Consider the following 14,477-nt stretch of genomic DNA (forward strand, 5'->3'; position numbering starts at 1 on the left):
CCCTTGTTGAGCAGGGATCTTTTTCAAAAGAAAAGGGAGGATGAACAGCATGAAATTACATAAAGCCCTCATAGGAATCGTAATGGGAGTAGCATTAGGAGTCACATCGATTGTCGCTCCACTGCCAGGAGAGCAAAATGTAGCCGAGGCTGCATGGACCCAATCCAAGGCGGACAAGGTCATTGCCACGGGAAGAAAGTATATGGGTACTCCTTATAAATTCGGTGCAAGCAGTAATACCACAGCCGTATTTGATTGCTCTTCCTTTACCCAGCGCGTATTGAAAGTAGCAGTCGGCAAGAGCATACCACGTTCTTCTCGCGATCAAGCCAAGGTAGGAACGAGTGTGTCCAAGTCGAACCTGAAAAAAGGAGACCTGGTGTTCTTCAAGGCGAGTACAACGACGACGTCCAAACGGATTACACACGTGGCGATTTATGCAGGCAACAACAAACTCTTACATACATATGGAAAACCAGGAGTGACGTATTCGACCTTTAAGGGCACGTCCTGGGAAAAGCGCTTCGTTTCGGCACGGCGAGTCTTGTAATCTACTCGTCTGGCTCTCTACTTACTAATACGCCTCGCACACTGTAAAGTTGCGATGCGTGAATATGCAAGTTTTGTAAATACGATAGAGAAGAGGGATGATCCTTTGCAGATCATCCCTTTTTGCTTTCGCGCAAAACTCAATCGGATCTCTTTGCAGGCCGAGCGTACTTTTGCCGCCAATAAAAGAAACAGGATGCAAGGAAGAGGGGGATGGAGGCAAGCAACATCACTTCCTTTGCCGTCAGTCCGAATGCGATCAAAAGACTCGTCAGCGCCTGTGAAATCGGCTGCAAACCTAAAGAGGAGAGCGAGACCAAACTCATGACTTTCCCCAACGAGGCTTGTGGTACCTTTTCCTGAACAAAAGAGAGAATCGGAATATTAATGAGAGAAAACGTGACGCCAAGCGTAAAAAGAATAAGCAAGCTTAGCCAGAACTGTTGAGTGAGACTAAAAGCAAAGAAGACAAGCGCTTGCATCATCATGAAAAGAAAGGCGATCTGCAACCTGTTTTGACCCAGTGTCGTGAGTGCGAGCACGATTGCACCGGCAAGCATGCCAAAGGCGAGTGCCCCTTCCAAAAAGCTGTACTGCAGGGTAGAACCAGACAACACTTGATCTACAAAAATCGGCAAGCCGATGTATAAGGGGCCCATCAAAAATACGTTCAGGCAGATGATGGAGGTTAATAGCAAGGGAAGGAAATCTGATTGTCTGACATAATAGAAGCTTTCCTTTATCGATTCCCTGAGCCTTTGCTCTGGTTTTGAAAGAACGGCTGGTTCCTGTTTCGGCATGCACCATGCGGATACACTTGCAACCAGAAGAAGCAGCCCAACAAAGCCGTATAAAAAGGGGTAACTTCCCCACTCAATCACAAAGCCGGCAAGAACAGGTCCGAGGAGCTGTGAGGTTTGGTTTGTCGTTTGCAGCACCGAATTCGCACGCAAAAGGGAAGAAGAGGGTACGATTGACGGCATAAACGAATTTTGAGCTGGCCAATAAAAGGCATCAATGGTACCGAAGAAGAAAGCGAACCAAACAAACAGCGCAAGCGAGGAATACCCCCACCAGATGATTCCTCCAAGCAACAGCATCAAAAATGCTTTCAACATGCTGGAGATCGCTAGAATTCTCTTTTTGCTCATCCGATCAGCGAGCGTTCCGCCTATGAGCATGAAGACGATCCTGGGAATGGTTGCCGCCATAAATACGATGCCTAATGAGGCCTCCTGAGATAAAACCTGGATGATATACCAGGTTTGCGAGAAAAGAAAGAGTGAGATACTGAGTCCAGAACAAAGAGCAGACAACCAAAGAAGGGTAAAAGGTTTCGTAAACAAGCGGGGTGTATCCGCCGAGGGAAGGCTAGATTGCTTGGGGACAGCTTCCATAGAAATCAACTCTCCTTATTTTTAACTGGTTAAAAAATATTAACCGTATGTCCGAAAGAAAAACCTACTCGAATAGGTTTTTCATACACATGTAGAATTATCGTATTACATGTTCCTTTGTTACTCCTGTCCATCCTTTTAAAAAGGGGTTCATCAATTTGAAATCCCGTAATCATCAGGTAGTAATCCTGCTTTGAAGATGGGTCATCCAGGGAGCTTTGCTGCAATTCGTGGAGCAGGTTCCGGTATTTTGCAAAAGGATACAAACGCCTGCTCGCTGACTCTGACTTCAGACTGTAGGGAGATGCGTGGCCATTTCTCGACTTCCGTTGACGTCAGCGCAAAGGCTTCTTCAGGAGCACTGAGCGCTCTTGTTTTCGCCCGTTGCAAGACTTCGACGTAGGATTGCCTGGTAGCCTCTTTCGACTCCGTATACGTGAGCAAATGATCAGCGGGTATGAAGCCTCTTGCCACCGCCTGATAGTATTTCAGAATGTTGCCACCCTTTTCTTCTTTTTTAACCAACTGGATGATGCCGTGCTTCTCCAGCTCACGCAGGTGGTAGAGAATCTTCGCGCGGGAAAGTCCAAAAAGTTGTGAGAGCTGTTGCCCCGTGTGCGGCTTTTCCACCAGACGCATCAGCATTTTCGTACGTAACGGGTCACTGATTACTTTTAGCTGATCGTAGTTTTCGATGATAAAAATCGACTTTTGCTCCAACATATATCACAATCCTTTTAACCAGTTAAATTTTATTAACTTGATTGTAGAAGGGAATCGCTGGAAAAGTCAATACAAAAACCCTTCCTGAGTGACGGTGATTCACAGAGGAAGGGTTTTGCCTTTACTGCAACACTAGATTTTTAAAATACCACCCATGCTCGCATTCGTTACCAGCTTGGAGTAACGAGCCAGATAGCCAGTTTTTACTTTCGGCTCGAATTCTTTCCAGTCTTCTTTGCGGCGAGCCAGCTCGGCTTCATCCACGAGCAGTTGCATCGTGCGCTCCTCGAGGTCAATCGAGATGATATCTCCGTCTTGTACGAAGGCAATTGGACCGCCTTCGGCGGCTTCTGGAGACACGTGACCGATACTGATCCCGCGAGAAGCACCGGAGAAGCGTCCGTCTGTAACGAGAGCGACTTCTTTTCCGAGGCCCATACCCACGATTTGTGAGGTAGGAGCCAGCATTTCTGGCATACCTGGGCCGCCTTTAGGTCCCTCGTAGCGGATGACGACAACGTGACCGGATTTAATTTTGCCAGCAGCGATTCCTGCCAGAGCATCCTCTTGGGAGTCGAAGCAGATCGCTGGACCTTCGTGCTTTTTAATAGAAGGATCGACACCGCCTGTTTTGATGATCGAGCCTTGCTCAGCCAGGTTGCCGAACAGAACAGCGAGACCGCCGGAAGCGCTGTACGGGTTGTCCAGGCGACGAATGACTTGATCGTTTTTGATTTCAGCGTCAGCGAAGTTTTCACCGAGGGTTTTGCCCGTTACGGTGATGCGATCTGGATGGATCGCGCCTGCTTTTTTCGCGATTTCATTCAGAACTGCTGATACGCCGCCTGCCTCGTGGCAATCCTCGATATGGTAGTCAGAGGAAGGTGCCAGCTTGCAAATATGCGGAATGCGCTTCGCTACTTCGTTGATGCGCTCGATCGGGTATTCGATGCCTGCTTCTTGTGCGATAGCCAGTGTATGGAGAACTGTATTGGTTGACCCACCCATCGCCATGTCGAGTGCGAATGCATCGTCGATTGCCTCGAGTGTCACGATGTCGCGTGGCTTAATGTCGCGTTCAATCAGATTTTTCAGTTTTTCAGCAGATGCTTGTACCAGCTCGCGACGTTCAGGAGAGACAGCGAGTACGGTACCGTTTCCAGGTAAAGCCAATCCGATGGCTTCGAGCAGACAGTTCATTGAGTTCGCTGTAAACATACCAGAACAGGAACCGCAAGTCGGGCATCCATATTGCTCCAGCTCTTCGAGTTGCTGGTCGTTGATCAAGCCTGCTTGGTGCGCTCCCACACCCTCGAATACGGAGGAAAGTGAGATGGAGCGACCATCACTCGTTTTTCCGGCTTTCATAGGACCACCGGTTACAAATACGGTTGGAATGTTGACACGAAGGGCGCCCATGATCATCCCAGGTGTGATCTTGTCACAGTTTGGAATACAGATCATGCCGTCAAACCAGTGAGCAGCGACAACGGTTTCCAAACTGTCTGCGATGATCTCGCGGCTCGGGAGGGAGTAGCGCATCCCGATATGTCCCATAGCAATTCCATCGTCAACACCAATCGTATTGAATTCGAATGGAACCATGCCAGCAGCACGAACGGCTTCTTTGACCAGTTTTCCAAACTCCTGCAAGTGTACGTGACCTGGAATAATGTCGATGTACGAGTTGCAAATGGCGATAAACGGTTTATCGAAATCCTCATCCTTTACACCTGCTGCACGAAGCAAGCTACGGTGGGGTGCGCGGTCGAATCCTTTTTTGATCATGTCACTTCGTTGTCTGGCCAATTTAAAAAACTCCCTTCCCATACGGATAATGCCTGTCTTATGTTTTGAACTATCTTATCAATTTTTAATAACAGAAACAACCGTAAAAGTCTGAACATTTGCTCAGTCTCGAATGGTTCGGACAGCAGATCTCGATTGGCATAAGCGTAGGAATCATAGCGAAATCAGCTTGTTTGGGATAAAATAGAAGAATCGATTCTATTTCGGTTGGAGTGAACAAAATGTTAGATGAGTTGAAAAACATCTGGTCGGACGGGAATGAAGAAGAGCGCCGCATTCTCGAGCTGGCTGTTGCTGCCATTCATCAGAAGCGGGAACGGAATAGCGCGTTTATCTCTGGGTTTCTTGGATTAAAGGGAGAGTTCATCGACGAAGAAAGACAGTCGTATCGCTTCGAATTGCCTCTGACCCCATTTATGCATAATTCAGGTCGAGTTGTTCATGGAGGAATTCTCGCGACTTTGATCGATTCAACGATGGGCTCCTTGATCAATCGGTCCTTGCCACCCAATCAATATGCAGTGACCACAGAGCTGAAGATCAATTATTTGCTTCCAGGAATAGGGGAGCGGCTACGCGCAGAAGCGAGCTTTTTGCATCGTGGAAACACGTTGGTCGTCATGGAGGGCAGTGTCTACGATGATCGGGATAGGCGGATCGCCCATGGTACAGGAACGTTCATTGTGCTATCCGGAAATGATGGGAAATAAAAAGCCCTCGCTCCACACCAAAAAGGCGAGGGTCAAGGGTGTTATTTGATGACAACGAGACCACTGTATTCCGAAATATAAGTGAGCATTTTGGTGGAAAGCGGCACGATAAACTCCATGTTTTCTTTTTCGAGGATACCGGATCGCGAAACAATCCGCGCCCATTTGGCTGTCAGCTTGTAGTAATCGGAACCAAATGAGGCATGAACCGTCTCACTCTGATGCCGAAACGTGATAGGGCTAGCGTCCAGCTTCATCGGGACCATGCTGATGATATCCTGCAAAAATAAATGGTAGGTCATATGTGGCTTGAAAAAAACGAGCTCCTTTGTGGTGACAGAGAAGCCGTAGCTATTGTTCATTTGGGTGAATTTGAGTTCACCTTCCATATTTTTCAGCCGAATGAAGTCGGTGTTCATGTTTATCCCCCTCCTTCGGGTGTCTTTCTATGATAGTAATCTTTCCTGTACAAGTGCAAGTGGAAGGTTGTTCAAAAAGTCGTCTTTTGATCACGAAGTAGTCCAGAAAGCGAATTCTTCTTGGTGCTGAAAAGCCGACTTATTGAACTCTTATTTGGAAGGTTGTTCAAAACAGAAAAAGGAGCAAAATGTCATGATCGAAATTGCAAAAGAAGCAGCAAGTGTCGCAGGTGCGTTTTTGAAGGAACGTTTTCTCGAACAGCTCGTGCCCGATGAGGAATTGCATAACGACGTGAAGCTGCCAGAGGATAAAGGCAGTGAAAGGTGCATCATTGAGGTACTGCATCGCCACTTCCCGACACATACCATTTTTTCTGAAGAGGTCGGAATGGTTTCCCGCGAGGAAGAGTATCTGTGGATTATCGGTCCTTTAGATGGAACGAATAACTATTTTATCGGCTATCCGTATTTCTCGATCTCGATTGCGTTGCAGCACAAGGGCGAGCTCGTGCTGGGCGTCGTCTACAATCCGGTAGCGGGTCAAATGTTTTGGGCGGAAAAAGGAAAAGGAGCCTATTTGAACGGAAAACGTTTGAACGTCAATAACCGTCAAGACCTCACACGTGCAGTCGGTACGTACATCCGTGGACGCGACACGGTAACGAAGGAAGAAGAGAGGGCTTTTACGGAACCGTTTGTCTTCCAGACCAAGCGTCTCATGCGAAATATTGCGCCTGCACTGGACTGGTGCTTGTTGGCAAACGGATGGCTCGATTATATCGTGATGCAACGCTCCAATATTATGGATGTGGCCGCCGGAATTGTTATTGCCCAGGAAGCGGGTGCAACGATAACGGATTGGGCTGGAAAACCGTATGAGCATGAGCCATTCCAACAAGATCACACTCCTTCATTCGTGGCGAGCAACGGACCTTTGCATGAAACCATTCGCGCTATGATTCGACAGTAACGGGAACAAAAGAAGCAGGACTTATGTAGTGGTTTATGGCTCTGCTGGATTTCTTTTCATTTATTGGCAACCAAATGTTTCGGCGCACGTATAAAATTGTTGCGAATGATTTGCTATTCTGTGATAGGTAAAAGAGGTGAGAAAAATGGCACGAATGGAATATCGGCTGCTGGATGAGGCGAGGGGATACCCTGTTCTGTTTTACTACGATAACGTGAACAAAGATGAGGTTTCCTTACGTTTCGCTTGCGATTATTTGGTGAAGGGGCATGGCGTTTATGAAAAGACGTCCTGTGCAATCGAAAACGGCACGTATGTCATTTACGTCAAGCGCTCAACAGAAGAGCAAGCTGTCGATTACGCGGAGGCTGTGTCTGCACGCTGGGGCAGCATCCAGATCGAAATGCGTGAATATCAAGAAAATGCACGCGTTTATCCACTCGTACACACGTTTTATTTCAAGGACGATGACGATGCTCTCTTACATTTGCAAAGCGACTATTTGTACGTAAATGGACGGGAATGGGAGAAGACATCAGCCGAGGTGGATGAAGATCGGCAAGTTTATATTTACTACGCGAAGCCAGTGTAGGAGGAAGAAAAATGGCACAAACGAAATCGAAGAAAGTAGTCGGTCTGTTCGTCGCAGCTGCACTTGCGATCAGCGGTTGTTCTTCCGGGGACGACTATGATGATGATTGCTACGATAATGACAATGACGGCTATTGTGACGATAGCAGCAGTGGGGGATCGAGCTCTACTTACAGGTCTTACAAGAGCAAATCCGGAGTATCGAGCGGGATAAGCACGAGCAGCTCCAAGGGCGGTATCGGCAGCTCGGGCTATTCCAGCTCCGGGTGAGGTGATGAAAGTGGAAGACCATAACCGACGAGAACGAGAGGCGCTGTATGGTCCTATGCGGAAAGAGGGCGTATTTACCTGGGATTGGATGTATGGCGAGGAATATGCGCTTTATGATATCCACCTGATCTCTCCCTCCTTTCGAGAGGAAATCGCGATGGCAACCGAGCGGCTTGGGCAAATCTTTACCAAGGTCGTTCCGATATTGCAGCGTGCAGAGGACTCCCTGTTGTTGGAACTAGGAGTACCAAAGCAGGCTTTGCAAGCAGTCAGGATCGTCGTTTCCCAAACAGTGCCGACTGTGATTGGACGCTTTGATTTTGCCCAGACGACAGAAGGATTGAAGATGCTTGAGTGCAACAGCGATACCCCTACAGGAATCGTCGAGGCTTTTTATGTGAACGGTCGTGCTTGTCGCCATTTCCTGCGCGAGGATCCGAATGAAGGGATGGAGCAGCAGTTGCGTTCGGCATTCTGCAAGGTGGTCGACGCGTATCGGGCACAGGGCTATGATACGGATTCTATCTGGTTTAGCTCGCTCGACTGGCATGAGGAAGACAAGGGAACGACATTGTACTTATTGAACCAATCGGGTCTGTCTGCCCGGTTTGCTGCTTTGGAGCATTTGCGTGTTTGGCAAGATCGCCTCTATGTAAAGGAGAATGAGGAGCTACTGCCAGTCGATGTGCTATACCGTCTGCATGCTTTGGAAAAGCTGGCGGTAGAACAGGATGAAGATGGCTACCCGACTGGTGAGCATGTGCTTTCGTTGATTGCCCGCAAAAAACTCGCCATTATTAATCCTCCTTCTGCGTTTCTCATTCAGACGAAGGCTTTGCAGGCACTCATCTGGAACTTGCATGAAGCGAATGAGTTTTTTACAGAAGAGGAACACGCGATCATCGAAGCTTATATGCTGCCGACTTATTTTGAAAATCGGTTTGCAGGCAGGGATGACTACGTCACGAAGCCGATTTTTGGGCGGGAAGGTGGCGGTGTCATGCTGTTTGCATCAGATGGTACGCTGCAAGAGAAGGATCAGGAAGAGTTTTACTGGGAGCAGCCGATGATTTATCAGAAACGGGTAGAGCTTCCACAGATAACGGTTCAGACGATGAAGGGAGCTTATGCTGGGCGGCTACTCTGGGGGTCCTTTTGGATCGGCACAGAGGCATCAGCAATTGTAGCCCGTGTCGGGGGACCGATTACAAACAACTTATCCTATTATTTGCCGGTCGGCTTAGACAAGTAGCGAAAGGAGAGAACAATTTACATGTTGGGACAATTGGATTACGTATTGAATTTTTTAGCGTATTTGGCAGTGACCATTCCGATATTGGCTGTGGGGATTTTTGTGTTTACAATTACGACTCCTTACAAGGAGTTTGATCTGATCAAGCAGGGAGCACAGACTGACGATCCGAAGAAAATGGCAGCGGCAAAAGCGGCCTCGCACGATTTGGGAGGGAAAATCATCGGTTTGGCAATCGTCCTCGCTTCGGCTGTATACCACTCCGTTAACTTGTGGGATTTAGTCATCTGGGGTATTGTAGGAATGGTATTTCAAGTCATCATTTTTTATTTGTTCGAATGGATCACACCATTTAAAGTCGTGTCTGAAATTCCGAACGGGAACGTATCCGTCGGTATTTTCGCTTCGCGGTTGAGTATTGCAGCGGGCTTGTTGATGGCTGCGCTGATCAGCTACTAAGCATGGAAAGAGGCGTTCACCTCCGAAGTCTGGTGCTCGTGTAGGTTCTCTACATTTGGCTCCTCCCGCTTCAGGTTCTCGCCTCTTTTTCGATGCGGAACAGATCATATTTGGAGCAAGCACTTATGAGCACAGGGAGGAGTCTTTTTGTTCTGGCGCGTCATGTATGAGATTTTTATCATTATGTTAGTGATTACGTATGCGATCTTGTTGTTCGCAGACTTCTCTAATCACCCTCTGTTGACTGATGAACTGATGCACAAGGTAGACAATGGGCTGATCATCATGCTGATTGTCGAGTATTTGTTCCGGCTATGGAGGGCGAAAGACAAACGAAAATTCGTAATTGCCAACTGGTTCGATCTGATCGCAATGATTCCATTGGACTCTTATTTGTATTTAGCCAGAATCATGCGTGTGCTTCGGCTGGTACGTATCGTGCGTGCTTCACCGTTTTTGTTGGGAATCATTCGATCAGGCCCGATGCGTCAAGTAGTTGGTGTCGTCACGATCATCATGCTGTGGAGCTCGACTGCTATTTATTTGCTCGAATACGGTGTAAACGAGAACATCAAAAGCTTCCCGGATGCGTTGTGGTGGTCGATTGTGACAACCACGACAGTCGGCTACGGTGATATTTCGCCTGTGACGGCAGGAGGAAGGATCATGGCGACGATCTTGATGATAACGGGGATCGGAATGCTTGGAGCTTTGACGGCGAATTTTGCTACGCATTGGACAGAGACACATGAAAGCAAAGGACCGGATGAGAAAGATCGCTTGACCGAAGAGATCAAAAAGCAAACGATCGCAAATATCCAACAGATCGAAAACTTGACCGAGCACGAGTATGAGACGCTCAAAGAAAGTATGGATTTGCTGTATCGTCGAACGAGGAAAAAGAGTGAAGAATAAGGGAGGAGCTGTCAGGGATTAGGCCTGGCAGCTTTTTTGTTGAGATTACTGTTTTGCTTGAACGTAATACTGCACCACGAATTCGCGAAAAGCCTGTGCAGCAAGTGACAAGTAGTGTTTTTCATGCCATACCAAATGAGGAGTCCAGTGGCAAACAGGCTCCTCAATATGAAGGAGCGTAAGCGGTGGCAATTCTATTTTGGCGGCGATTGGTAAAAAAGCAACACCAAGGCCAGTGCGTACCAAGCCGCTGATGGCTGCCGGTTCGTCCCCTTCACATACGATATTGGGTATAAAACCAGCCTCTCGACAGAAATTATCGGTGATTTCGCGGAAGCTGTAGCCTGGTTTTAGACTAATGAACGGATCATTTGCTACTTCACTGAGGTGGATACGCTGGCGGCCTGCGAGACGATGCGCACTTGGCACTGCCAGTACGATCTCTTCTGTCAATAAGGGCAGATTACAGATTCCCGGCCGATCAATCGAGGAAGTAGCGAGGCAAAAGTCGATTTCACCTTTTTCGAGCAGTTGAACCTTCAATTCGTCTGTAGTTGCTTGGGTTATGCGAAAGTTAATGTGAGGATATAAGGATAGAAAAGGTGCCAGTAATTCAGATACCCGATTCAAGGTTGTTGTAGCTAACAGAACACTTCCACGTTCCAATCCAGCGAGGTCTGAAATTTCGCGTTTCCCATCTTCTAATGCCCCAAGAGCGATATCCACCTTTTTGAGAAAAGCTTTTCCGAAAACATTCAGGCGGATTTGTCGCCCGACCCGATCAAATAAAGGTACCCCCAATGCTTCCTCCAAACGTGCGATGGTAACACTGAGAGCTGGTTGGGCTATGCGGAGTTCCTGTGCTGCTTTTGTCATATGTTCCGTACGAGCAACTGTCTGAAAATACTTGAGTTGGAGCAATTCCATCTTACGTTTCCACCTCATATTGATATATTCAAGGTTATTAATATGATAATTAAATATATATTTTTATTTATCAATGATCAATCTTACAATGTAAGTACGAATCAAAACATTACAAACAATTAAGTGTATAAATGGAGGTAAAAGATAGATGGACACGCAAAAATATTTAGAACGTATTCAGGCAAAGAGGCAGAGTGAGCTGAATGTCGCGTATTTGTCCCATCTTCAAAAACAGCATGTACTCAACGTTCACTTTGAAAATCTCGACATTCTTGCAAGTAAACCTCTCTCTTTGCGTGAAGGGGATCTTTATCAAAAAATTGTCCATGCAGAGAAGGGCGGAGTGTGCTACGAGTTAAACGGAATCTTTTATTTTTTGCTAAAGGAATTGGGTTTTGAGCCATATCTGATGGCAGGAACCGTATATGTAGGAAATGGAGTCTGGGCTCTTGAAAACGCCCATATGTTCAACATCGTACCGCTAGATAACATGCCATACTTGGTGGATGTAGGATTTGGCGGAAATTCACCACGGCTTCCTGTTCCACTGAGTGGAGATGAGGTTGTTGATAGTGATGGTATTTACCGTGTCTATAAGGATGAAGCTGAATCGCTCTACTACATGCAAAAGAAGAGCGATGAAGAGTGGGAAACTCAATATCGTTTTGAGGAACCTTCCAATCAGTGGAACTTTGAAAATATCCATCCAATCTGTGTGCTAACGGAAACATCCCCTGAGTCCATGTTCAACAAAGTGTATTTCCTTTCGAGAGTGACGGAAACGGGGCGTATCACCTTGTTGGGAAACACATTGATCATCGTCAACGGAAAAGAGAAAACAAAAGAAAAACTGGAAGAACATGAGATAGAGGAAACAGTTCGTCGCTACTTTCACTTCTCCATTTGATGAGAGGAGCCATAGTCTAAGAAGATACAATTAGATACAACAGCCATCCGCGAAATAGGGTGGCTGTTGTTTTACCCATTCAAAAGATTTTGTTATTGACGAGGCAATCCATCCCAATTATAATTCCGAGTAAACATATATGAATTACAAAATAAGTTTTGATAAGGGGATTATCCGATGGCGAAAACAGCGGTTTTGGTAATTGCTCACGGTTCACCTGATCCTGACTGGTTGGCGTTGGTGGAATCAGCCGTTTGGCAGTGCCGCACTGATTTGCCAATTCGGGTAGCTTACTTGGGAGGAGTGGAAGGACGAAGCATCAGCGATGAAGTGAAACGTCTGGAAGCATCAGGAGCGACAACGATTGTCGTCGTTCCCCTATTCGCTACGGCAGGAAGCAATCACGTAGGAGAAATCCGCGCGATGCTTGGACTAGACCCGTGGCCGACAGGAGAGGCAGACCTGATTCGCATTCCGGTTCAGGCAAGAATTCTCTGGTGTCCGCCATTGGAGGATCACGGAAACGTTGAGCAGATCGTGGCAGAGCGAATCGCAAGTCTATCACGCTTGCCTAGTCAGGAGGCTTTGTTGCTCGTCGGGCACGGCAGTGACTTGCCTGGATGTCATGAGCGCTGGGAAAAGCTACTCTTGCGTCTGACATTCCGTTTGCAAAACCGCTATGCATTTGCCGCTGCCGGATATGCGACACTAAGGCCCGATACACTGTACGATCAAGCCTGTACACTTGCACAAAAAGGGGATGTCCTCGTGCTTCCACTGTTCGTCAGCCAGGGCTATTTCACGCGACAAGCAATCCCGAAACGGCTTGCAGGCTTGGCTTATCGCTATGAGGGCAGCGCGTACTTGCCCCACCCCCTGATTGCAGACTGGATGAGCCAATCGATTCGAATGGCATTGGTATCTGACATCTTCACACAAAGGAGCATGTACGAGCATGGCAGAGAGAAAGCAGTGGAAGTGGGCTGCTGATCCATCCCTCAACAAAATGGAGTTTACGAAGCTGGAAAAAGACGGACTGGATGTCATCGAAACGATCGTAAACACCTATTCCAAAGAAGGCTTCGCATCGATTGAATCTTCTGAGATGGATCGATTTAAATGGGCAGGAGTCTATCAGCAGCGACCAAAGGACGGCCACTTCATGATGCGCGTACGCATACCTGGAGGCATTTTGGGCAGCGAACAAGCTCGGGTGCTCGCCAATATCGCGGAAGATTATGGACGTGATCTGGTGGATGTGACCACACGTCAGGCCGTGCAATTTCACTGGCTCACGGTCGAATCGCTTGCTGACATTTTTGATCGGCTCGCATCAGTGGGACTATCCTCTTTTGAAGCATGTGGAGACTGCCCGCGGCAAATCATGGGGAACCCACTGGCAGGGATTGATCCGAATGAAGTGCTGGATACGCGACCTATCGTAGCGGAGCTGGAAAATTTTTCTTGCTCAATCGTGACTTCTCCAATCTGCCACGCAAGTACAAAATATCGGTTTCTGCCAATCTTCATAATGCCGCGCATGCGCAAATCAACGACCTAGCTTTCACTCCGGCCAAAAAAGTCATGGCTGGCGAGGAAGTAATCGGCTTTCATGTATGGGTAGGTGGAGGCTTGTCAGCGAAGCCATACTTGGCGAAGCAACTGGATGTGTTCGTGCGACCAGAAGAGGTCGTCAAAGTGGCGGCAGGAGTTACGACTCTGTTCCGCGATTTCGGCTACCGTCAAAAACGTACCCATGCACGTCTTAAGTTCTTGGTCGCTGACTGGGGACCGGAAAAGTTCAAGGAGCAATTAATGGAGCTGGTTGGCGAGCTTGAGCCGGGTGGTATCGATTTAACCTCGGGCTGGAATGGTGGATATTTTTACGGCATTCACGAGCAGCGCCAAGCAGGACTATACTACGCAGGCTTGTCTGTTCCCGTTGGGCGGATGAATGCAGGGGAGCTAGATGAACTTGCCCGTCTGGCGGACGAATATGGCGATGGAACGATTGGCACCTGTAACACGCAAAATGTCTTGATTCGCAACATTCCCGAAGCGAAGGTCGTAGCTTTCCGCAATGAGTCGATGATTGTGAACCGTTTCAAATTGCAGCCCAATACGTTTGTTGGGTATGCCGTATCGTGCACAGGTACGGAATATTGCAATCTGGCTATTGTGGAGACCAAGGAGCGGATGCGTTCGCTGGCTCACTATTTGGATGATACGGTCGTCCTCGAAACGCCGCTGCGCATTCATATGATCGGTTGCCCGAATTCTTGCGGTCAGCGCCAAATTGCGGATATCGGCCTGCAAGGTGCATTGGTCAAGACACCGAACGGGATGGTAGAGGCGTTTGACATCTACGTTGGCGGAACACTGGAGGAGCCGCAATTCAACCGCAAGCTCAATGCGCGGATTACTGTGGACAGACTCGGTCCTTTCCTTGCCCAATTGATCACGCTGTACATGGCGGATCGTCAGGAAGGCGAACCATACTGGCGCTATGTGGAGCGGGTAGGACTTTCCCATATCCAAGCACAGGTTGACTCCATTCTGCAACCAGCGTAATGCTTGTG

General features: G+C 47.8%; 15 protein-coding genes and 1 pseudogene. 11 read left to right on the top strand and 5 right to left on the bottom strand.

The window, feature by feature from the left end; all coding sequences use genetic code 11:
- Window positions 1-49: 49 nt before the first annotated feature.
- Window positions 50-550, top strand: a complete 501-nt coding sequence (locus ACQ5DJ_RS16745; protein WP_429843473.1) for a C40 family peptidase — start codon at window positions 50-52, stop codon at window positions 548-550.
- A 139-nt stretch (window positions 551-689) separates the two neighbouring features.
- Here ACQ5DJ_RS16745 and ACQ5DJ_RS16750 read toward each other — a convergent pair whose 3' ends face one another.
- The 3 genes from ACQ5DJ_RS16750 to ilvD all read right to left on the bottom strand — a co-directional run bounded on the left by ACQ5DJ_RS16750 (window position 690) and on the right by ilvD (window position 4,478).
- Entirely contained in the window at window positions 690-1,946 is a 1,257-nt protein-coding gene (locus ACQ5DJ_RS16750; protein WP_429843474.1) for an MFS transporter, read from the bottom strand.
- A gap of 204 nt (window positions 1,947-2,150) precedes the next feature.
- Window positions 2,151-2,669 carry an ArsR/SmtB family transcription factor gene (locus ACQ5DJ_RS16755; protein ID WP_429843475.1) on the bottom strand — a complete coding sequence of 173 codons (519 nt, stop codon included), beginning with the start codon at window positions 2,667-2,669 and terminating at the stop codon, window positions 2,151-2,153.
- 132 nt (window positions 2,670-2,801) lie between these two features.
- Window positions 2,802-4,478: a dihydroxy-acid dehydratase gene (gene ilvD, locus ACQ5DJ_RS16760; RefSeq protein WP_144613338.1), complete on the bottom strand. Its 1,677-nt coding sequence runs from the start codon at window positions 4,476-4,478 to the stop codon at window positions 2,802-2,804.
- 221 nt (window positions 4,479-4,699) lie between these two features.
- Here ilvD and ACQ5DJ_RS16765 point away from each other — a divergent pair, with 221 nt between their 5' ends.
- Window positions 4,700-5,188 (top strand): PaaI family thioesterase, encoded by a 489-nt coding sequence (locus tag ACQ5DJ_RS16765; RefSeq protein ID WP_429843476.1) that lies wholly within the window; start codon window positions 4,700-4,702, stop codon window positions 5,186-5,188.
- Window positions 5,189-5,229: 41 nt separating this feature from the next.
- On the opposite strand, the gene ACQ5DJ_RS16770 is transcribed toward ACQ5DJ_RS16765, so the two are convergent.
- Complete coding sequence (locus ACQ5DJ_RS16770; protein ID WP_429843477.1) at window positions 5,230-5,607, bottom strand: hypothetical protein; 378 nt, start codon at window positions 5,605-5,607, stop codon at window positions 5,230-5,232.
- 193 nt (window positions 5,608-5,800) lie between these two features.
- Between ACQ5DJ_RS16770 and ACQ5DJ_RS16775 the strand changes: the two genes are divergently transcribed.
- From ACQ5DJ_RS16775 to ACQ5DJ_RS16800, 6 genes are all read left to right on the top strand, one after another.
- Complete coding sequence (locus tag ACQ5DJ_RS16775) at window positions 5,801-6,577, top strand: inositol monophosphatase family protein (RefSeq protein WP_429843478.1); 777 nt, start codon at window positions 5,801-5,803, stop codon at window positions 6,575-6,577.
- Window positions 6,578-6,722: 145 nt separating this feature from the next.
- Window positions 6,723-7,169: a hypothetical protein gene (locus ACQ5DJ_RS16780; protein ID WP_429843479.1), complete on the top strand. Its 447-nt coding sequence runs from the start codon at window positions 6,723-6,725 to the stop codon at window positions 7,167-7,169.
- Between the two features lie 11 nt (window positions 7,170-7,180).
- Window positions 7,181-7,438 (top strand): hypothetical protein, encoded by a 258-nt coding sequence (locus ACQ5DJ_RS16785; protein ID WP_069847752.1) that lies wholly within the window; start codon window positions 7,181-7,183, stop codon window positions 7,436-7,438.
- A 4-nt stretch (window positions 7,439-7,442) separates the two neighbouring features.
- Window positions 7,443-8,690: a glutathionylspermidine synthase family protein gene (locus ACQ5DJ_RS16790; RefSeq protein WP_429843480.1), complete on the top strand. Its 1,248-nt coding sequence runs from the start codon at window positions 7,443-7,445 to the stop codon at window positions 8,688-8,690.
- Between the two features lie 21 nt (window positions 8,691-8,711).
- Entirely contained in the window at window positions 8,712-9,149 is a 438-nt protein-coding gene (locus tag ACQ5DJ_RS16795) for a DUF350 domain-containing protein (RefSeq protein WP_429843481.1), read from the top strand.
- A 147-nt stretch (window positions 9,150-9,296) separates the two neighbouring features.
- The gene (locus ACQ5DJ_RS16800) at window positions 9,297-10,064 is read left to right on the top strand and encodes a potassium channel family protein (RefSeq protein WP_429843482.1); all 768 of its coding nucleotides are present in this window, start codon (window positions 9,297-9,299) and stop codon (window positions 10,062-10,064) included.
- 45 nt (window positions 10,065-10,109) lie between these two features.
- On the opposite strand, the gene ACQ5DJ_RS16805 is transcribed toward ACQ5DJ_RS16800, so the two are convergent.
- Entirely contained in the window at window positions 10,110-10,991 is an 882-nt protein-coding gene (locus tag ACQ5DJ_RS16805) for a LysR family transcriptional regulator (protein ID WP_429843483.1), read from the bottom strand.
- Between the two features lie 148 nt (window positions 10,992-11,139).
- Here ACQ5DJ_RS16805 and ACQ5DJ_RS16810 point away from each other — a divergent pair, with 148 nt between their 5' ends.
- The 3 genes and pseudogenes from ACQ5DJ_RS16810 to ACQ5DJ_RS16820 all read left to right on the top strand — a co-directional run bounded on the left by ACQ5DJ_RS16810 (window position 11,140) and on the right by ACQ5DJ_RS16820 (window position 14,469).
- Window positions 11,140-11,898 carry an arylamine N-acetyltransferase family protein gene (locus ACQ5DJ_RS16810; protein ID WP_429843484.1) on the top strand — a complete coding sequence of 253 codons (759 nt, stop codon included), beginning with the start codon at window positions 11,140-11,142 and terminating at the stop codon, window positions 11,896-11,898.
- Between the two features lie 177 nt (window positions 11,899-12,075).
- Window positions 12,076-12,888, top strand: coding sequence for a sirohydrochlorin chelatase (locus ACQ5DJ_RS16815; protein ID WP_429843485.1), 813 nt, complete (start codon window positions 12,076-12,078; stop codon window positions 12,886-12,888).
- Window positions 12,854-14,469: pseudogene (locus tag ACQ5DJ_RS16820) on the top strand (nitrite/sulfite reductase). The gene ACQ5DJ_RS16815 and the pseudogene ACQ5DJ_RS16820 overlap by 35 nt, the downstream one beginning before the upstream one ends.
- Window positions 14,470-14,477 lie beyond the last annotated feature (8 nt).

The organism is Brevibacillus sp. FIR094, assembly GCF_050477165.1.
Lineage (GTDB): Bacteria > Bacillota > Bacilli > Brevibacillales > Brevibacillaceae > Brevibacillus.